This is a genomic window from Paenibacillus sp. J22TS3, assembly GCF_018403205.1.
Classification (GTDB): domain Bacteria; phylum Bacillota; class Bacilli; order Paenibacillales; family Paenibacillaceae; genus Fontibacillus; species Fontibacillus tuaregi.
On record NZ_BOSF01000002.1, the window covers coordinates 804,667 to 823,450 of the forward strand.

An 18,784-nucleotide genomic window follows, 5' to 3' on the forward strand; every position below is an offset into this window, starting at 1 on the left:
ATGGTAAAAAAGAGCGCCCCGGATGTTATTGGTGGATAAATCCAACCAATACCGCCGGGGCGCTGCTGCTCATTTAGCTATTAACCCTCTGCTACAGCTAGAGTCCTTTCCCGCCAAGGGAGGTCAGCTGCACGGCCTCAATGCCTGCAATCAAGGACTTGGCCCGTCCGATGGCAGCTTGAGTGTCCTCCTGCTGCAGGGAGGCGTCATGTGCGACTTTGCTGCTCCAGACCTCGGTGACCCACACCGTATCCGGTTCATTCTCCGTGACATGAATCGCGTAAATCAGGCACTCGGGTACAGTTTGTAGGGAATCAGCCGCATTCAGAAGAATTTGGGCAAGATTGTTCCGTTCCCCGGGGACAGCCGTGAATTTCACATTCATCCCATATTTACTCATGATCGTCACTTCTCTCTTAAGAATTTTTGGATCATAGCATGCTCTTATGTATTATATCATTAGCCTAATCCTTCCAGAAGGAGTGGCTGCTCCCTGTGTAGAACTTCTTTGTAAACGGCAATTGTTAAAGGGGGAGCACCATGAGAATAGAGCTTGCGGGGATATCGGATATTCCATATATTCTTGAGCATGATAGGCATCTTCCGCCAATGATGGTCCGTCAGAAGATCGAGCAGCAGGAAATCTACATGCTTCGTGATGAAGAAGATCAGGTAATAGGCTGGCTTAGATATGGATACTTCTGGGATAACATCCCTTTTATGAACATGCTCTGGATCCATGAGGAATACCGGGGGCAGGGGATGGGCAGAAGCGTGGTTACTCACTGGGAACGGGAGATGTATGCTAAGGGATTCCGGCTCGTGATGACGTCAAGCTTATCGAATGAGCAGGCCCAGCATTTCTACAGGCAGCTTGGATATATGGATGCGGGGAGCCTGCTGCTCCAGAACGAACCGATGGAAATAATTTTTACCAAAACATTAAATGCGATAATAAATTTTAATGAAGAGAAACTGTAAATTTATACAGTTTCTCTTTTCTTTGCTGTGAATTTGTGGCATGATTCCATTTAAACCTAAAAATAGGCTGTATAAAATGAACTTTAGAATAAACCGATCTCAGCGGAGAGGACGAGGGATTCTGAAGAAGCGGAGCGTCCGCCTTTGTCTCCGAAATGCCCCTACTTGGATATTAGTTCAAGCATTTCGGAGACAACAGTGGCCTTAAAGAACACCCGGCTTCGCAGCGCTTCTAAAGGGTAACCTTCATAAGTTCATTGTTATGGATTTTATTTACAGAGAGAAGGAATGGGAGGGAGATTTCTTGAACAAGGCAGCTGCCGTTGTTAAGTCGGCCGTAAATCAGGCCACAGTGTATCCAATTTTGTTCGCCGTCAGTATCGTGCATCTGCTGAATGATGCTATGCAATCCGCCATACCGGCGCTGTTCCCGGTGCTTAAGGACTCGCTCTCACTGTCCTATGGACAGATCGGCTGGATTACGTTTGCCATGAATGTTACAGCATCCGTTCTTCAACCTGTAGTGGGTGTCTATTCAGACATCAGGCCGCGTCCCTTTATTCTTCCCTTCGGGGTCATCTTCACCCTGCTTGGGGTTGTGCTCGTTGCGTTTGCTCCAAGTTACATATGGATGCTGTTAGCTGTCACCTTCATTGGAATTGGGTCGTCGGTCTTTCACCCGGAATCCTCGCGGGTTGCTTATCTGGCCGCAGGGCCGCGCCGGGGGCTTGCCCAGTCGATCTTCCAGGTGGGCGGCAATTTCGGCAGTTCACTGGGACCGCTGATGACCGCGTTGATCTTTGTTCCGCTGGGGCAATTCAGCGTGATCTGGTTCAGCATCGCTGCGCTGATTGCCATCGGAATCCAATACCGGGTAGCCAAATGGTACAGTGCTCAGGATCTACAGCCCCGTAAGAAAAAGACTTCTGTTGAACATGCGGGCACAAGACGAGCCTTATCCAAAGCGGCCGTGGTTGGAGCCATGATTATTCTGGTTCTGCTGGTCTTCTCCAAGAACGTTTATATGGTCAGCATCACGAACTTTTATTCCTTCTTCCTGATTGACAGCTTCGGAATCTCGAAGCAGACCGCGCAGTGGTTCTTGTTCGCATTCCTGGCTTCCTCTGCGGTTGGAACCTTCTTCGGCGGGCCGCTTGCGGACCGTTATGGAAGACGGAAAATCATTTGGCTGTCCATCCTGGGAGCGGCGCCATTCTCACTGCTGCTGCCATATGCCAGCCTGTTTTGGTCTGGAGTGCTTGTTGTGTGCGCCGGGTTCGTACTATCCTCAGCCTTCTCGATTATTGTGGTCTACGCCCAGGAGCTGCTTCCGGGCAAGGTCGGTTTGGTATCAGGCTTATTCTTCGGGCTTGCGTTCGGTCTTGCCGGAATTGGCTCTGCCATACTGGGTCATTATGCCGATGCCACGAGTATTGAAACTGTAATGAAAATTTGCGCCTTCCTGCCGCTGATCGGTCTGCTTACGATCTTCCTGCCGAAGGATCATGAGTTGGCTTAAACAAAAGGGCTGAATCGGGTGCGGCTGGCTTAAAATTGCGTTTGACAACCGTTATGCCAGGCCACACCGCGCGCTGGGAGGCGGGGAGCTTCGCGCGGTACGGTTGTTGACGCCCGAGCGGCACAGGTATGAGAAATAGTGAGAGTTCAAACAGAGAGGAAGGAATGCCATGTTCAAATATACCATTGACGATGATTTATCCCTAAAGCTGCTTGAGCCACGGGATGCCGCGCGTTTATTTGAGCTGACCGTACTTGATCGGGAGATGTTGGGTGAATGGCTGCCTTGGGTGGCATTCACACGGGAAGCAGGGGATACGGAGAATTTTATCCGATCCCAGCTTGAGGTGTATGCCAAAGGGCTCGGTGTGTACTGTGGTCTTGTATATCAAGGCCAGATCGCGGGCTGCATCTCGCTTAAGGATCTGAACCTGCCGAACCGCAAGGTGTCGATCGGGTATTGGCTGGGCTCTGAATATCAGGGCAAAGGCCTGATCACCAAAGCATGCAGAGCCTTGATTAATTACTCTTTCCAGGAGCTTGAGTTGAACCGGGTGGAAATCCGGGCAGCGGTAGATAACAAGAAGAGCCGGGCGGTGCCCGAGAGACTGGGCTTTACCCAGGAAGGGGTAATTCGGGCTTCAGAGCTGATCGGGGATCGCTATGTGGATCATGTGGTTTATGGCATGCTGGCTGGGGAATGGACGAGTTGACGGGAGGCGGGTTCTCGTTTTCGAAGCTTTCCGAACACAAACCGAACTCCTAAACAAAATCAAGGGCCGTCTTCGGGGACGGCCCTTCGTATGATTAGGTCAATCAGATTACTGGTTGGCCTATTTCTTTTGGTATTTGCGTAAGGTATAGATTGTTGTTTGCGCAGGGGGAGGTCATGCCAAATATCTGGCAAGGGAGATCAGACCCGTAATCGTGATTACATTAAGAATGGTCGAGATCAAAATTGTCTGTGCGGCAAAATCCGGTTCATTCTGATATTCTTCGGCGAGGATGGAGGTGTTAACTCCAACCGGCATACCGGAGGCAATGAGCAGGGCTTCCGCGGGAATTCCCCGCAGTCCAAGCAGAAGAATGAGAACGAAGCCGACAGCAGGAGCGAACAGGAGACGCATGACCACGCTAAGGTATACCTCAATACGGTCCAGTCTTAGCGGATATTTAATGATCTGGGCGCCAAGTGTCAGCAGAGCAATGGCGACCATGGATTGCTCCCCGTACTGCAGCGGCTGGTAGATAAACATGGGCAGCGGCACATTGAAAATATGCATAAGCAGTCCCAGCACAAGCGCGTAAGGGACCGGCATTTTCAAAAATCCGCTGACCGCCTGTTTATACAACCCCTCGGTCTTGGCGCCCTGAATGGAGATCACGCCATAGGTGAAGGTTAGCAGACTCTGCATCGACATGATCAGAGCCTGAATGGAACTGGCCAGGGGATCGCCCCGGAAAGCCAGATTATTAATCGGCAGACCGTAGTTGCCGGAATTGTCGAGAATCAGACTGTTGGTGAAGGCGGCCTTCATGCCGCGGCTGAACTTGCGTTGGCGGGACATCAGCGTCCCGGCGCCATAGAGAACAAGGACATACAGCGTGTAGAATAGGGCCACACTTCCAAGCAGCGCCGGGGACATTTCCGAATGATACATGCTGATGAATACAGCAGCCGGCGTAATGTAATAAAAGTTGATTTTGGTTAATGTATACAGATCAAGCTTGAATACATACTGCATTACGGAGCCGATTCCAATCAGAATAAAGATCGGCAGCACAACTTGAACAAGGATGACGGCAATCATGGTGAGTTCATCTTCTTTCCTAATAATCAGGTGGGGGCAAGAACTGCCCGTGCGCTGATCATTATACCAGATATCCGGGTGGAGTGCAGGGGAATCATCTCGGCTTATTGGGGGCTGGTATGGGATTGCCGTGCGATCTGCCTGTATTGGTTTGGTGTCAGCCCAACGATCCGCTTGAACAGCTTGTTAAAATAAGCGGGGTCATCATAACCAATCTCTGCGCCGATATGATGAATTTTCATCCATGGGGCCGTCTTTAACAGGTGCTTAGCCTGATTGATCCGCACATCAATAATATAATCCGTTAGTGTGAATCCAGTCTCCTGTTTGAAGAGCTTGCTCAAATAGCTTGGAGTCAGATAGACCATCCGGGCCAGCTCATTTAGGTCGGCTTGCTGATTATAGTTGGCCGAGATCCACTGTTTTACCGTCTCAACCGCATTGCCTCCCATTAACATCCGTTTGTTCCGGATTTCTGTGAACACCGACAGAAAGGTGTCCATAATTTCTGATTCCAGTTCAGTGTAGCTCATAACAGCAGGCAGCACCTGTTTTAGGTCAGAAGACGATTCGTATACCATTTCAAACTCTTGCAGTTCATTTGCGGCTGTCTCCCGAATCCATCCAACATATCTCAGGTAGCTTTCCGGCTCGGAATTTTCTGTCTTTAACAGCACCAAACCTTCCTTAATCCGCTTCATGATCTGGTTGATGTTCAGAATCTGCAAATCATGGACCAGTTCAGATTTGTCACCGGTCAATCTCTGCAGCATATCTGTTGAAGGCAGGCTGATATCCTGGATGTGGGCAATATACCGGAATGATTCGCTGTATATTCCCTGGCCACAGGCCCTGATGGACTCCAGGTAAGCTGTGTACAGCTCAGATGCAAGGTGATAGGAGCGGCTTATGCCGATATGAACCAGGATTTTAGATGAGACAGAGGATAAGATGGCACTGCACATCACCTGAAGCTGATCAACACTCGGCTCCTTATCCGAGTAACAGATCAGAATATGCATATGCTCATGAAGCTCCAGGACATCCGAGTGCATTACAGTCTCCATTTTAAGAAGGGAGTCCTTAAATGCAGTTAAAGCGATGGAGCTGTTCATTTTTATGGCAAGCAGGGTGAAATAGGGACAGGGCAGTACCAGCTCAGATAGAAGAAAATCGGAAGAAGCCCTGCTGAGTAAGACAGACAGCAGGATGCCTTTACGCTGCTGGTCCTCTTTCTTTCGGGTATTCTTCCGTTCCTCATCCAGCCGGTATAGAAGCGCGAACAGCTGGTCTTTGTTTATAGGCTTGAGCAAATAGTCGACAGCAGAACAACGTATCGCTTCCTGGGCATAGCTGAACTCTGTGAAGCCACTCATTAGAATAGACCGGATATGCGGATAACTGTCTTTAAGTTTGCGAATCAGTTCAAGGCCGCCAATTTGGGGCATGCGGATATCTGTAATGACCACATCGACAGCTTCAAGATTGAGATCATGAAGCACCTGTTCCCCGTCCGAGCAGCTGCCTGTGATTAGAAACTCCGGGTTCTCTTTCTGGATCATGCGGGCAAGTCCTTCCCGGATGAGTACCTCATCATCTACAATTACGATACGCAGCAATGTGTTGTCCCCCCTGGTTATTTAGTATTGTCTTCGGTCTCGTACAGGGTTGGCCCTTGAATCTGAAGTGTGACACTTGTACCTACGCCAAGCTCACTTTCAACCTGAAGTCCATAGGAATAACCATAATGCAGGCACAGGCGTTCATTTACATTCCGCAGCCCGATTCCGAAATTCTCTCCAGGCTCGGCGCTTTGAAGGTTGTTGTTCAGGGCCAGAAGCTTATCTTTGCTCATACCTACTCCATTGTCTTTGATCAGGAACATCGCGTTGTCATCCCGGCTCCAGGCTGTAATGGTAAGAAGCCCGGGACCGGATTTCTTCTCCAGACCGTGGAAGACCGCATTCTCCACGATGGGTTGAAATACAAGCTTGAGCACAGGCAGTTCCAGGAAAGCATCCGGGATGTCAAGCTCCAGCTCGAATTTTCCCGGAAAACGGATCTGAAGCAGTTGAAAGTAATTTCTCACATGCTCAAGCTCCTCAGCTATGGTGACAGTCTCTTCACTGCGGCTGATACTGTACCTCATTTGTAGTCCCAGCAAATAAGTAAGCTCGGCTACGCGGGGGTCATCGTTGCTCTCTGCCAACATTCGAATGGACTCCAGCGTATTATAAATAAAATGAGGATTGATCTGGTTCTGAAGCGCGCGCATGTCCGCCTTTTGTTTACGCTTCTCTGTAATAGAAACTTCCTCAAGCAGATCCTTGATCCTTGTAATCATCCGGTTAAATTGGTGGCCAAGCAGCCCGATCTCATCATTATATTTCGGCGTTAACGAGACTCCGAGATGGCCACGTTGGACCTGTTTCATCAGGCGGACCATGGATTTTAGCGGCCGGGTCAGCGCGTAGGAAATGAACGTAGCTACGAGAAGGGCGAACGCCAGGATGATTAAAGTGGTCAGGATAAGTGCCGAACGGTTCTGCTCGAAAGAGGACAGGATATGATTCAGGGGAATGCTGTGCAGCATAATCCACCCGGTTTCCTGTGACACCTTGTATACGGTTAAATACTTCTGTCCTCCAATTTCGGACTGGAAAGAGCCTTGGTCAAGATTGACCTGCTTCAGAAGCAGGCTCAGCTGGTTGGCCGGGTCGAACCCGCCGTTATCGTTGGCAAACAGGGGTTTGCCCTGGCTGTCCACGATCATCGAGCTGCCTCCGGTAACTTGGTTTACCGGGTCAAAGGTTTGTTTGAATATTTTGATATCTGTATCAAACGCGATGATGCCTATATCCTTAAGGGTACTGGCAGACTTGACGGTCCGCAGCACCGTGAATACCTCTTTGCTTCCATTGGAATTGGCGCGGATAGTATGCCTGCCTGTAATAATCGGGGCCCCGCCATTATTTCGAATGAGGCTGTTCCACTGCGCAAGCTGCTCGTAGGGATACAGCTCGGTAATGGTCGTGTTCTTGTCATAGAAGACCGATCCGAATTTATCGACCAGATAGACAGCTGAGATCTCTTCCTTGGTATGGTTCAGATAGCTGAGAAACATCCCGATACTGACGTTTTTGTCCCAATTGGTACCCTTTTGCTCCAGGTAGTATTGAACTTCCTTGTTATATAACGGGAGAACCGTATATCTTTTTAGATCCGCCACATAGCTGTCCAATGTATTGGAGGCATTGGCAGTCATTTGTACGGCGTTATTTGTCGCATTTTCAAGCACAGATTGGAGAGTTGAGCGCGCTGAAAGGTAGGTTACATAGGTGATCGGCATAGATATCAGAAAGACAAAGATGACGATCAGCTTTTTTTGCATGGAAAGGTTGGCAAGAAATAACCAGCCTTTGAGCAGATTACCCCGTATAAGTGAAAACATGGATGAACGACCTTCCTCTCCATTCCCCAAGCTACTTCACAGCGCCGCTGGTCACTCCCTCGAAGATATATTTCTGCAAGAATAAATACAGAATGACCGTAGGCAGCAGAATGAGCAGAATTGCTGCGCAGATCAGATTCCAATCCGCTGTATTCACACCCTGGAACCGCATGAGCACGGTGGTTACCACACCCAAACTTTGTTTAGGCATATATAGATAAGGAATATACATATCGTTGTAAATACTGATCGTCTTTAAGATGACCAGTGTAGCGGTCGCTGGAGTCAGCAGCGGGAAAATAATAGATCTATAAATCCTGAATAAGGATGCGCCTTCTACCATCGCGCTCTCATCCAAATCCACAGGAATATTTCGGATGAATTGCAGGTACAGAATGATCTGAATGACGTCGGCACCAACATATAGAATGATAGGCGCTCCCAGGGTATTGTACAACCCCAAGCTTTTAATGATACCGAAAGTAGCTACCTGGGTCGTGATGCTCGGGATAATGGTTGCGACCAGATAAGCTCCAAACACTACAGGCTTCAGCTTAAAGCTGAATCGTCCCAGAACGTAGGCTACCATTGTACCAAAAAGAATGTTTAGCGCAAGCGCAACAACAATGATGACCAGTGTGTTGCTGAACCCGCTTAGCAGATGTCCCCGTTTGAACACGGTGACAAAATTCTCGAAATTAAAGAAGCTGTGGGGAAGTTCCATCGAATTGCTGGTATTGAACTCATCCTTGGATTTGAAGGCATTAACAATGACGACATAGGGAGGGAAGAGAACGACAAATACCCCGGCAAGCAAAGTTATATACTTGAGAAGGCTTATGAAGTTGAACTTTGTGCTTTTCATGTTATTTGTTACCTCCCCTGTTGAGAACAAGCTGCTGGATCAAGAGGACAAAGACGACAAAGAACAGCAGAATAATACTCATCGCTGAGGCAAGGCCATAATTGTTATAAGCAAAGGCGGTGTCCACAACCCGCTGCACATACGTCTGGCTGGCTCCGGCCGGGCCGCCTTTCGTAAGCACGAAGGGAAGATCAAACACTTCTAGGGCCCCGGTGACGGTAAGAAACAGATTCAGTTGGATGACCGGCTTCATATTAGGAAGGGTAATTCTCCATAATGTTTGCATGGAACTCGCCCCGTCTATCTTGGCGGCTTCGAAGATATCCTGTGGAATAGCCTGCAAGGAAGCGATATAAATCACCATGTTATAACCCATAAAACGCCATAAGCCGGTGGAAGCCAGTGAGTAATTCACCAGGCCTTCGGTTCCGAGCCAGCTGGTATCGGAAAGGCCGCTAAGGCCCAAGCTGCCTAATAAAAGGTTAAGGGAGCCGTTAGTGGTATCAAATACATAACCAAACATGAAAGCTACGGCCACACCGTTCATGATATAGGGAAGGAACAGGAGAATACGGAAGAAGTTCTTCCCCCGAAGTCTATTATTTAGAATGACAGCAAAATAAATGGCAATGATGTTCTGGATGATCCCCATGACAAAGTAGGCGAAGTTATGCTCAAATACTTTGAAAATATCCGGATTGGCGAACACCTCCCGGTAGTTGTCCAAGCCGACCCACGGCTTCTCAGGGCTGTAGCCGTCCCAGTTGGTGAAGCTGTAATAAACCAGCTTTATAGCCGGATAATAGGTAAAGGTGGCAAGCAGAAGCAGGGGGACGGTCAGGAAGGAGATAATAATGATCATTTTCTGTTTTGAGTAAGATAGGCTTCCAAACATCCTCAGACCTTCTTTCTATAGATCTTCAAAAGTTATAGGGAAAATGGATTATCCATCAGAAGATAATCCATTTTCCCTGGTTTTTCTGGAATTAGTGTTTCACTTCTTTTCTAGCTTTGGCCCATGCGGCATTCCATTTATCCAGCACTTTCTGCGGATCAGAGGCAAGCACAAATTCCTGTGCTACCGCTGGCAGATCCAGCTGTGCCTTGTTGCTGATGTCTGTTACAACAGGATCATCCACTGTACCTTCCTGGAGCTTCACGCCGCCCGACTGGAATTCCTTCAGCTGAGCCAGTTTGGATTCTTTGTTCTTAAGAGGCGGAATGAACCCGGCGAAATCCTCATAACCGGACTCTTCAATCATCCATTTCACAAATGTCTTGGCTGCGTCCACATGCTCGCTGTCTTTGGCGACCGCATAGAAGAAGTCAGGACTTAGAGCAGCAGATGGTTTGCCAGAATTGTCATATGGCAGCGGGAAGAACCCGACATTGTCCGAAGTTGTTCCAGCCCCGATGACCTGGTTGATAACCCAGTTCCCAAGGAAATACATTCCGAATTTGCCTGCGGCAATATCCTTTTTGGACTGCTCCCAGTTTGTTGAATTGATATCCTTCTCCAGGTAACCTTTCTCGTTAAGCTGGCGAAGGAGTCCCATCGCTTTGCCGTAACCATTGTCCATGGTGAATGGGGTATCTGTGTTGAGTTTGTCATTCGGGAAGTTCGGGTTGTTCTCAATAACCCGGGGAAGATCATACACCCAGTTGTTCAGCGGCCACTTGTCCTTGAAGTTCGAAGCCAGCGGAACGATGCCTTTCTGCTTGAGCTTCTCACAAGCAGCCAGGAATTCATCCCAAGTCTTGGGTACCTCTGTAATTCCTGCATCTGCGAAAGCTTTTTTGTTATATACGATACCGGAAGTGGAGTTGCCGGAAGAAATTCCGTACAGCTTGCCATCGAAGGATTTAAAGTCTTTGAAGGTTACTTGATCATTAAGCCCGAGATCGTCTAGTGGAGCAAAGTACTTAGGAAGATCCGAGTTCGGGATTGTTGGAATGAACATTACGTCTGGCAGCTCCTGGCTGGCCATGCGAACTTTTGCCTGCTGATTGTAGTCTGTCTGGGAAGGCTCAAGCTCGACTTCGATATTAGGGTATTTTTCATTGAAGCGTTTCAGATACTCGTCGTATTCCTTGCCAATCATATCCGTACGGTTGGTCAGGAAGGTGATTTTGCCGCTGATGTCCGAAGCGTTTTTAGACGTTTCTTGATTGGATTTGCCCGGGTCTGCAGCAGGTGTGTTCCCGCTTCCAGAATTGTCCGAGCCGCAGCCGGAGAGAAGGAGGGACATGACCACAGCCATGGAAACTCCCGTTGAGAATAGCTTTTTCTTCAATTGATTCGCCCCTTTTCATATTTGATAGCGTTTACAAGGCAATTATATAGCTGGAGAGTTTTTCGTTTAAAGGTACTCAATTGTGATTTATTGTCTTCTGTTATCCTGTTTGTTTAAAGACCTTGATAGGCCCAAGAAATAACTATAACAAAGTACAACGAATCACAACATAGTTCAATAAAAGGGAAATGATGGGTTTCAGGTGGATCTGAAATGTAAGGGGATGGAAGGAGGAAGGGATTCGGATCTAAATTAAAATTAGTGAAATCAAGAAACAAACCTAACCCTCTGGCCATTATGGCTGGAAGGTTAGGCATGTTGGGCAGGATCATTTGCTTGTACAGAAACGGTTAACGTACTTGATAAGGATTCACGACCAGGACCTTTGCGGTGAACAGCTTGCCGCTGTGTAGTGCGGTCACCCGGGCGAGGCCAGGCTTCAAGCCGGTGAGATTGCCTTGGCTGTCCACCTGAAGAAGGTCGGGCCGTTCGCTTATGTAGACCACGTCATCTGTAACTCTCTTCAAAGGGCCTTGGCCGATCTTGATGTAGGCAGCGGTGTCCAGGGTGTCACCTACTGTAACCGAATACTCATCAGAGTCCAGAGTAAAATGGAGCATGTCTGGCTGTGTGACTGGCGATCCGTCTGGATTTTTAACCCCACCCACGTCCGGTATTCCCCCTGGGTTGCCAGGAAATGAAATTATAACTTCGTCTGGATTTCCTACTCCATCGACATCAGGTATTCCCGGATTGCTAGGCAGAGTAGTCGCCCCTCCACCTCCGACAGTATAGTCCCCGCCTGTATTTGGCTGTCCAGGGAACGTAATGACCACATTAGATGTATTGTTGGTACTGTTCTCAATCACAGGAACCTCGGCAGAGGCATATCCCGTGCCCGGCACAGCCATGGCGAGAATGAGGCCTGTGAGTAAGACTGTAGTCTTGCTGCTGATGCGGCTGCCTGGTTTTTTCATAGAGAAAACCTCCTTTAGATTTTTGTAAGAATAGTTCTCTATCCTCATTACAATTATGGATAATTTATCCTGGGATTTATAGGGACTATTCTATTATTTATTGGTATAAGTGCCTCCTCCCTAAGTTCCAAAACTCAGAAAATGCTATAATAGAACAGGCTGCCCTAATACAAACATAAATTCAGGAGGCGTTATCTATTACTACAATACTTATTCAAGAGCACTTGGAACCTGAAACTTTGCCAATGGAACTGCTGCTGCTGGCAGATCCGGATGAGCAGATGGTGCAGAGTTATATACATAAAAGTTCAGTGTACACCTTGGTTGTGGATCAAGAGATTCTTGGTGTCTGTGTTCTGCTTCCGCGTTCGCCGGAGGAGGCGGAGATTGTCAATATTGCGGTGCATGAACAAGCCCAGGGCAGAGGGTTTGGCAAAAAGCTTCTTCAGCACGCAATTGACGCTGCGCGGAAGGCGGGCTATCGTCTGCTGAAGGTAGGTACAGGCAACTCCAGCCTGGACCAGCTGGCATTTTACCAGAAGAACGGATTCCGTATTACTGGCGTGGAGCGGGATTATTTCGTGAAGCATTACAGTGAACCGATTATGGAGAACGGGATTGCCTGTAAGGACATGATTCTGATGGAAATGGAGCTTGGATAAACGATAGAGGGATTGAATGAAATGGAGGAATAAAGCAGTATGCTTAACTATAGACCGATGACACATGAAGATGTGGAGTTGATCTCTCATATTGACCGTTCGGAGTATATTGAGAAGATTTACCGTATGGAGGATGGAAGCGTCAAAGAAATTCCGGCAGGCCATGAGTGTGGAACCTGGGATCAGCACCATTTGGAGGAGCTGAAGACCCGGTACAAGGAGCAGCTGTCGGATGGAGGATACGCCTATGGGGCTTTCGATGGCGATAGGCTGGCTGGTTTCGGCGTGCTTGCGAACAAGTTCCGCGGCAAGAATCAGGACCAGCTGCAGGTTGACCTGATGTATGTATCAAGAAACTACCGCAGGCAGGGAATTGGAAGGACGCTGATGGATGAACTGAAACGGCAGGCGCTCCGTCGCGGCGCATCCTATCTATATGTCTCCTCCACGGAGACACAGTCTGCCGTTAATTTCTATACCCACTGCGGCAGTAAGGTAACCCAGGAGGTTGACCCGGAGCTATTTGAGCTTGAGCCTGAGGACATTCATATGCTGATCAAGCTTTAAGTGGATGAGGCTGTATTAAGATAAGGCGGTGAACCATGCAATTTTGGCGCAAGTTATGGGTTTTCGGCTGGAAAGAGGCTTTGTCCTGCGTGTTCCCGGTGATCATCTTCGCATCCCTGGCTGTCACCAAAGTCGTTCAAGTGCCTTATGTACCAAGGTATGATCTTATTCTTATGATATGTATCGTAGCCCAGGTAGCAATGGTGGTGTTCAGCCTGGAAACTCTGGATGAGCTCAAGGTGATCTGTTTGTTCCATATTATTGGGCTTGCTTTGGAGCTGTACAAAGTGCACATGGGTTCCTGGTCTTACCCTGAACCCGGGTGGAGCAAGTTCTACGGTGTTCCCTTGTACAGCGGGTTCATGTACGCGAGTGTGGCCAGCTACATCTGTCAGGCCTGGCGCAGGTTTGACCTGAAGATTACAGGCTGGCCGGGGCCAGTGCTGCCTTGGGTGATCAGCGGTGCGATTTATTTGAACTTTTTCACACACCATTACATTGGTGACTACCGATGGATTCTAATTGTGCTGCTGTGCGTCATATTCTATAAAACACAGGTTTATTTCAAGGTGGAGGAGCGAACTCTCCGGATGCCGCTACTGCTAAGCTTCCTGCTGGTGGGCTTATTTATCTGGCTGGCGGAGAATATATCCACACTTCTGGGCGCGTGGCGCTATCCGGATCAGGAGCATGCCTGGCAGATGGTGCATCTTGGCAAGATCAGCTCCTGGTTCCTGCTGGTGGTGATCAGTCTGATTATCGTGGCTCAATTGAAGCATGTTAAAGGGCAACGCGACCGGAAGGAATATGTCATAAGCGGGGGCCAGCAGCCGGAGTATAACTCGGAATCTATCAAGCGGGAGAGTTGACGAATGAAGAGAAAAGGGTATCTGTATTATGTGATCTGGACGATAGGTGCTATTCTGCTGCTCTATTATGGTAATCAATACCTGGACGAGATTGCCCGCAAAGGCCAGGTGGATTTCAACATTAAAAGAAGTATATGGGCAGGAACACTGTTTGCCCTTATTCTTGGCATTTACCTGAGCGGCTTGTTCGGACTTCCCGGCAGGTCTAGCTTCAACAAACCGATGTTTATAGCCGTATTCCTGCCAAGCTTTATCCTGCTGGTGTATGTTCTAGCGGCGTATTACTTCAAGCTGTCTCTGTTTCCCAAGTATTTGGCTTTAACCGACCGGAACGGTCATTTCTATTTGGGGGTAATCAGTGGGATTTCCCTGATTAAGAGCTTGTTTGAGACACGAAGATAACAGAGCTTGCTTGTTATATGGAAAAGGGAGCAGTCGTTCGTTCCTGGAGCTTTTTAAACACAAATCGAACTTTTATACAAGATCAGGTGCCGTCTGAGAAGACGGCACCTGATTTTGTTCTATCCGTTATTTCGGTACAGAGGTACGAACCACTTGAACAAGCGCTCTGTACGAGTGTCCCTTGTATTCAGCGGTAATGTGAGTGATTCCCGCATGCACCCCGATGATGTTGCCGTCCTCGTCATACTCCACGACTTTCGGATTGTCACTCTTAAAGGCTGCATCCTTGGTCACATCATGAATCTTCCCGTCTTTATCCTTGAAGAAGGCAATCGTGTCCAGAGAGGTCCCGGCAGTTAAGGAATACTCGTCCGAGTCCAGGTAGAAGGTGCCTTCACCATCCGGATTTCCATTGCCCGGGGTCTCGGATACCTCTACTTTCAACTGCGCCTGAAGGCCTTGATATACGGCAGTGATGGTGGCGCTGCCCGGCTTGATGCCGGTAATCTGACCTTTCCCGTCTACCACAGCGGTATGCTCGTCATCCGAGGAGAACGTGACTTCATCCGTCAGTCCGGTTGCGCTGCCGTCGGAGTAGACCGCATTCACTACAGTGGGGGCATGCTCGCCCACCAAAATTTTTTTGCTGGAGTCGGTGAACTTAATTCCGGTTAGAACCGGGTCTACCTGAGGCTGGTCCGGGGCAGCGAGCTTGGTCAGCTGCAGGAAATATTTATTATTCTCATGAGCCTGCCCGGTAACCACAAACCCTCCGTCTGGAGCATAAGTACCTTTGCCGATTCCATAAAGGTTCGCATCACCAAAAATTAATCTATCCGCAATTTCACCACTTTGATCCAACAGCAGGATTTCAAAGCGGTTCTGCTCATCAGGATAGGAGCCTTTCTCATTCTGCCCAATCAGTGCATATCCGTTTTTGGTGCGAGCAAGCTCGGTAAAGAGTTCACGACCATCTTGCGAAGTGGAGCTTTTCTCCCAGATTACTTCACCGGAGGCGTCTGTCTTGGTCAGAAGGTTCATGTCATCTTTCGTTCTGCTGGCGATTAAATAACCGTCGTCATCCGAAGGAATGATGGCGTATGCGCTGCGGCCGGAATTGGGCTGGGCATATTTATGCGTCCAGACTTCCTCGCCGTTGGCATTCAGCTTCGTAGCAATGCCGGCGTCATCCTCACCAGTGCCAATAACAGAGTTAAGGGTGCCTACTGCAATCGTTCCGCCATCTGGTGTGGCAATCACATCATTAAAATACTGATTGCTGCCAAATCTGAACTTCTTATACCATAGCTTTTTGCCTTGGGCATCTGTCTTAAGCACATAAGCCGGAGCTTCGCCATAGGAAGTTACACTGTATCCCGTTACAACAAATCCGCCGTCTTCGGCTTGAACCACAGATTCCCCATATTGATTGGTATATCCGTCACCATATTCATTCTCCCACTCCACGTTCCCTTGGGCATTCAGCTTGGCCAAGAAGACAACATTGTGTGGTCTGCCATCATAATTTTTGGTCGCCCCACTGACAATATATCCACCGTCCCGGGTTGGAGCCGCTTGATGCGCATACGTATATTCCGAGTCTCCGTGCTGAATTTTCTGATCCCACTGCATCTTCCCAGAAGCATCAAGCTTAAGGATGTATGCTTTGGTGATTCCGTACCCTGAACCTGGGTCTTCATCAATGTCACCAGTGACGATGTACCCGCCGTCCTCGGTGGCGGTAACACTGCGTCCGTTGGAATTTAACTGGTCCTTGCCATACTGGTGGGACCACTCAATTACTGGCTTATGAGCTGAAGCTGAGGCTGATACTGGAGAAGCGTAACCCGGGTTGATAACAATACCTGATAGGATGGCAAGACTTGCCACAGCATATGAAGTTTTTCGAATGATAGATTGGAACAAACTTCGACACTCCTCCCAAAATTTTAATTTGCGGTGGGACAAAAAATAATACCTAATATCCATTATTAAGGAGTCCGATTTCTTTGACTATCCCACTATATACATAAATTTTCCGGGAAATGGTACCGGATTTTCATAACCTTAATTGATGCTTTGGTATCAAAACAACAAGTACTTAAGCATCAGAAGCAAGCAAGCGGGCGGGTAGATGATCGTTAGCGATGATTTGGCATAACAGCACATGCGGGTTTACTATTAGAATTACAACGTTGGTAATGGCGTATCTGTTGAAAAGTCCGTTTCGTTTTAAATTTAGAAATAAATATTGCGAAAGAGGGGTAAAGGGATGCGTAAAATATTGATTTTTGGTGGAACCCGCTATTTCGGTAAAAAATTAGTCGAGCTTCTTCTTCAAGAAGACGAGCACGATGTCACCATTGCTACCCGGGGAAATTCACCGGTTATCTTCAGCAAGCGGATCAAACATCTCACACTTGACCGGACTAACAGGGCAGATCTGCTCGCCCTTACCTCTCGGGGGGATTGGGATCTTGTGTACGATAACATATGTTACTCATCGGATGACGCCCAAATTGCTGTCGACGCTTTCGAAGGTCGGGTCGGACAGTACATTATGACTTCCACGCTGTCTGTATATGAGCCTTTAGGGCGGGCAGTTATAGAAGATGACTTTAACCCTTATAGTTATCCCATCAAAAAAGGGGCTTCCTCGGACTTTGCTTATTCTGAAGGTAAGAGGCAAGCGGAGGCCGTCTTGTTCCAAAAGGCTCATTTTCCTGTTCAGGCCATGAGAATACCCATTGTGCTCGGTACGGATGATTATACGAAAAGGCTGCATTTTCACGTACACCGCATCCAGAAGGGCACTCCAATGGGTGTGCCCAATCTTGATGCGAGGCTCAGCTTTATTTCTTCGAATGAAGCAGCCGAGTTTCTGGCCTGGCTCGGTCAGGGCTTGGTGAAAGGTCCGGTTAACGCGGCATCCGAGGGATCGATTTCGGTGCGTCAGATTGTAAGGACCATAGAAGAAGCTACCGGGCGGACTGCCATAATTAAAGGGGAGACCGGGCCGGAGAACCAGTCGCCCTTCGGAGTCCCGGCTGATTGGCTTATGGATACCAGCAAGGCCGTTCGTGCTGGATATAGGTTCACTCCGCTTGCCAGCTGGTTTCCGAAGCTCGTGCAAGCGATTGCGGATGGGCACGCATAATCGGCGAACCTGATAGCCTACCTTTATTCCTCGTCCTGGAGAATTTATAATAGAGGGACTACGCTGACAAATGGAGGATTAAATCTATGAGAATCGGTATCGTCGGACTTGGGGGTATTGCTCAGAAAGCATACCTGCCGGTAATCACGGCCCGCGGGGATATTGAGCTTGTGTTCTGTACACGGAATGAGGAGACACTGCGTAGGCTTAGCTCGAAATACCGGGTAAGGGAATGCGTAACCACGGTGGATGAGCTTATTGCTTCAAAGGTAGATGCTGCCTTTGTACATACCTCCACAGATTCCCATCCTGCAATCGTGGAGAAGCTTCTTCTGGCGGGAATTCATGTTTATGTGGACAAGCCGATTGCATACACCTATGAAGAGTCCCTTCGGATTGTGGAGCTCTCCGAGCAGACCGGGCGGATTCTAATGGTCGGGTTCAACCGCAGATTTGCACCGATGTACGCTCAGGTTAAGAAGAAGCTGAAGGAGCCGGGGCTGGTCCTTTTACAGAAGAACCGCCTTCACCACCCAGATGTGGCGAGACGGTTTGTTTTGGATGATTTTATTCATGTTGTGGATACTTTGCGTTTTCTGGCGCCCGGTGAGATTAAGAGAACCCGGGTATCGGCCCGGGTCCAGGAAGGCAGGCTGTATCATGTCCAGCTTCAGCTTGATGGGGACGGCTTCAGCTGTATTGGCACCATGAACCGGGACAATGGAATCGTGGAGGAGATTCTGGAGGTTATGAGCCCAGGGAATAAGCGGGTTGTCAAAAATTTAAACACAACCATCGAGTACTCTGGTGGAGAAGAGAAGCACCTGGGCTTTAATGATTGGGACCCTAATCTGTACCGCAGGGGATTTGATCAGGTGATTGAAGAGTTCCTGTCCGCAGTGAGGGAGGGAAGAGACCCTTCACCTTCGGCACGGGATGCGCTCCTTACCCATAAGCTGTGTGAAGAGCTTGTCGGGGAGCTTGAGGCTGAAGGGGCAGAGCCTTGGGATAAATAAGGACTATAAATCAATAGAAAAGAAGAAGACTAAGCCGCTCTCGGAGACGAAGGCGGCTTTTTATGCCTCAAAACACAATAAACTGCCATAAACCACTATATTTATTGTTTACATTGACGCTGCGGACAATTGTCTGCTAATATACATCGTGCGGACAATTGTCCGCGATGCGGAATTAAATCTCTTACTTTTTCCCAAGAAGGAGGCGGACGAG

General features: G+C 48.5%; 18 protein-coding genes. 9 read left to right on the forward strand and 9 right to left on the reverse strand.

What is annotated here, in order from left to right; genetic code table 11:
- Positions 1 to 97: 97 nt before the first annotated feature.
- Positions 98 to 400, reverse strand: a complete 303-nt coding sequence (locus KJS63_RS09585) for a putative quinol monooxygenase (protein ID WP_213618876.1) — start codon at positions 398 to 400, stop codon at positions 98 to 100.
- A 140-nt stretch (positions 401 to 540) separates the two neighbouring features.
- On the opposite strand from KJS63_RS09585, the gene KJS63_RS09590 reads away from it, so the two are divergent.
- The 3 genes from KJS63_RS09590 to KJS63_RS09600 all read left to right on the forward strand — a co-directional run bounded on the left by KJS63_RS09590 (position 541) and on the right by KJS63_RS09600 (position 3,212).
- Positions 541 to 981 carry a GNAT family N-acetyltransferase gene (locus tag KJS63_RS09590; protein WP_213618877.1) on the forward strand — a complete coding sequence of 147 codons (441 nt, stop codon included), beginning with the start codon at positions 541 to 543 and terminating at the stop codon, positions 979 to 981.
- Positions 982 to 1,243: 262 nt separating this feature from the next.
- The gene (locus KJS63_RS09595) at positions 1,244 to 2,500 is read left to right on the forward strand and encodes an MFS transporter (protein WP_213618878.1); all 1,257 of its coding nucleotides are present in this window, start codon (positions 1,244 to 1,246) and stop codon (positions 2,498 to 2,500) included.
- 169 nt (positions 2,501 to 2,669) lie between these two features.
- Positions 2,670 to 3,212 carry a GNAT family N-acetyltransferase gene (locus tag KJS63_RS09600; RefSeq protein ID WP_213618879.1) on the forward strand — a complete coding sequence of 181 codons (543 nt, stop codon included), beginning with the start codon at positions 2,670 to 2,672 and terminating at the stop codon, positions 3,210 to 3,212.
- 174 nt (positions 3,213 to 3,386) lie between these two features.
- Here the strand turns inward: KJS63_RS09600 and KJS63_RS09605 are convergent, their stop codons facing one another.
- From KJS63_RS09605 to KJS63_RS09635, 7 genes are all read right to left on the reverse strand, one after another.
- Complete coding sequence (locus KJS63_RS09605) at positions 3,387 to 4,310, reverse strand: AEC family transporter (protein ID WP_213618880.1); 924 nt, start codon at positions 4,308 to 4,310, stop codon at positions 3,387 to 3,389.
- A gap of 104 nt (positions 4,311 to 4,414) precedes the next feature.
- Positions 4,415 to 5,929, reverse strand: a complete 1,515-nt coding sequence (locus KJS63_RS09610) for a response regulator (protein WP_213618881.1) — start codon at positions 5,927 to 5,929, stop codon at positions 4,415 to 4,417.
- Positions 5,930 to 5,946: 17 nt separating this feature from the next.
- Positions 5,947 to 7,761 (reverse strand): cache domain-containing sensor histidine kinase, encoded by a 1,815-nt coding sequence (locus tag KJS63_RS09615; protein ID WP_213618882.1) that lies wholly within the window; start codon positions 7,759 to 7,761, stop codon positions 5,947 to 5,949.
- A gap of 31 nt (positions 7,762 to 7,792) precedes the next feature.
- Complete coding sequence (locus KJS63_RS09620) at positions 7,793 to 8,626, reverse strand: carbohydrate ABC transporter permease (RefSeq protein WP_068618967.1); 834 nt, start codon at positions 8,624 to 8,626, stop codon at positions 7,793 to 7,795.
- 1 nt (position 8,627) lies between these two features.
- Complete coding sequence (locus tag KJS63_RS09625) at positions 8,628 to 9,521, reverse strand: carbohydrate ABC transporter permease (protein ID WP_213618883.1); 894 nt, start codon at positions 9,519 to 9,521, stop codon at positions 8,628 to 8,630.
- Between the two features lie 91 nt (positions 9,522 to 9,612).
- Complete coding sequence (locus tag KJS63_RS09630; protein ID WP_244862551.1) at positions 9,613 to 10,920, reverse strand: ABC transporter substrate-binding protein; 1,308 nt, start codon at positions 10,918 to 10,920, stop codon at positions 9,613 to 9,615.
- Positions 10,921 to 11,270: 350 nt separating this feature from the next.
- A complete protein-coding gene (locus tag KJS63_RS09635; protein ID WP_213618884.1) occupies positions 11,271 to 11,897 on the reverse strand; it encodes a hypothetical protein in 627 nt (208 codons plus the stop codon).
- Positions 11,898 to 12,142: 245 nt separating this feature from the next.
- Between KJS63_RS09635 and KJS63_RS09640 the strand changes: the two genes are divergently transcribed.
- Genes KJS63_RS09640 through KJS63_RS09655 form a run of 4 tightly spaced genes read left to right on the forward strand, consistent with a single transcriptional unit; the run spans position 12,143 to position 14,397 of the window.
- Entirely contained in the window at positions 12,143 to 12,559 is a 417-nt protein-coding gene (locus KJS63_RS09640) for a GNAT family N-acetyltransferase (protein WP_213618963.1), read from the forward strand.
- A 39-nt stretch (positions 12,560 to 12,598) separates the two neighbouring features.
- A complete protein-coding gene (locus KJS63_RS09645; protein WP_213618885.1) occupies positions 12,599 to 13,126 on the forward strand; it encodes a GNAT family N-acetyltransferase in 528 nt (175 codons plus the stop codon).
- A 35-nt stretch (positions 13,127 to 13,161) separates the two neighbouring features.
- A complete protein-coding gene (locus tag KJS63_RS09650; RefSeq protein ID WP_213618886.1) occupies positions 13,162 to 13,995 on the forward strand; it encodes a DUF817 domain-containing protein in 834 nt (277 codons plus the stop codon).
- A 3-nt stretch (positions 13,996 to 13,998) separates the two neighbouring features.
- Complete coding sequence (locus KJS63_RS09655; RefSeq protein ID WP_213618887.1) at positions 13,999 to 14,397, forward strand: hypothetical protein; 399 nt, start codon at positions 13,999 to 14,001, stop codon at positions 14,395 to 14,397.
- 126 nt (positions 14,398 to 14,523) lie between these two features.
- Here the strand turns inward: KJS63_RS09655 and KJS63_RS09660 are convergent, their stop codons facing one another.
- Complete coding sequence (locus KJS63_RS09660) at positions 14,524 to 16,323, reverse strand: Ig-like domain-containing protein (protein WP_213618888.1); 1,800 nt, start codon at positions 16,321 to 16,323, stop codon at positions 14,524 to 14,526.
- A gap of 346 nt (positions 16,324 to 16,669) precedes the next feature.
- Between KJS63_RS09660 and KJS63_RS09665 the strand changes: the two genes are divergently transcribed.
- Both KJS63_RS09665 and KJS63_RS09670 read left to right on the forward strand, forming a co-directional pair.
- The gene (locus KJS63_RS09665) at positions 16,670 to 17,554 is read left to right on the forward strand and encodes an NAD-dependent epimerase/dehydratase family protein (RefSeq protein ID WP_213618889.1); all 885 of its coding nucleotides are present in this window, start codon (positions 16,670 to 16,672) and stop codon (positions 17,552 to 17,554) included.
- Positions 17,555 to 17,640: 86 nt separating this feature from the next.
- Positions 17,641 to 18,570: a Gfo/Idh/MocA family protein gene (locus tag KJS63_RS09670; RefSeq protein WP_213618890.1), complete on the forward strand. Its 930-nt coding sequence runs from the start codon at positions 17,641 to 17,643 to the stop codon at positions 18,568 to 18,570.
- The last annotated feature ends 214 nt before the right edge of the window (positions 18,571 to 18,784 follow it).

Excerpts from the sequence above, each read along its gene's own strand:
- KJS63_RS09585 (WP_213618876.1), bottom strand. The coding sequence starts at position 400 with ATGAGTAAATATGGGATGAATGTGAAATTCACGGCTGTCCCCGGGGAA.
- KJS63_RS09590 (WP_213618877.1), top strand. The coding sequence starts at position 541 with ATGAGAATAGAGCTTGCGGGGATATCGGATATTCCATATATTCTTGAG.
- KJS63_RS09595 (WP_213618878.1), top strand. The coding sequence starts at position 1,244 with ATGGATTTTATTTACAGAGAGAAGGAATGGGAGGGAGATTTCTTGAAC.
- KJS63_RS09600 (WP_213618879.1), top strand. The coding sequence starts at position 2,670 with ATGTTCAAATATACCATTGACGATGATTTATCCCTAAAGCTGCTTGAG.
- KJS63_RS09605 (WP_213618880.1), bottom strand. The coding sequence starts at position 4,310 with ATGATTGCCGTCATCCTTGTTCAAGTTGTGCTGCCGATCTTTATTCTG.
- KJS63_RS09615 (WP_213618882.1), bottom strand. The coding sequence starts at position 7,761 with ATGTTTTCACTTATACGGGGTAATCTGCTCAAAGGCTGGTTATTTCTT.
- KJS63_RS09620 (WP_068618967.1), bottom strand. The coding sequence starts at position 8,626 with ATGAAAAGCACAAAGTTCAACTTCATAAGCCTTCTCAAGTATATAACT.
- KJS63_RS09625 (WP_213618883.1), bottom strand. The coding sequence starts at position 9,521 with ATGTTTGGAAGCCTATCTTACTCAAAACAGAAAATGATCATTATTATC.
- KJS63_RS09635 (WP_213618884.1), bottom strand. The coding sequence starts at position 11,897 with ATGAAAAAACCAGGCAGCCGCATCAGCAGCAAGACTACAGTCTTACTC.
- KJS63_RS09640 (WP_213618963.1), top strand. The coding sequence starts at position 12,143 with ATGGAACTGCTGCTGCTGGCAGATCCGGATGAGCAGATGGTGCAGAGT.
- KJS63_RS09645 (WP_213618885.1), top strand. The coding sequence starts at position 12,599 with ATGCTTAACTATAGACCGATGACACATGAAGATGTGGAGTTGATCTCT.
- KJS63_RS09650 (WP_213618886.1), top strand. The coding sequence starts at position 13,162 with ATGCAATTTTGGCGCAAGTTATGGGTTTTCGGCTGGAAAGAGGCTTTG.
- KJS63_RS09655 (WP_213618887.1), top strand. The coding sequence starts at position 13,999 with ATGAAGAGAAAAGGGTATCTGTATTATGTGATCTGGACGATAGGTGCT.
- KJS63_RS09665 (WP_213618889.1), top strand. The coding sequence starts at position 16,670 with ATGCGTAAAATATTGATTTTTGGTGGAACCCGCTATTTCGGTAAAAAA.
- KJS63_RS09670 (WP_213618890.1), top strand. The coding sequence starts at position 17,641 with ATGAGAATCGGTATCGTCGGACTTGGGGGTATTGCTCAGAAAGCATAC.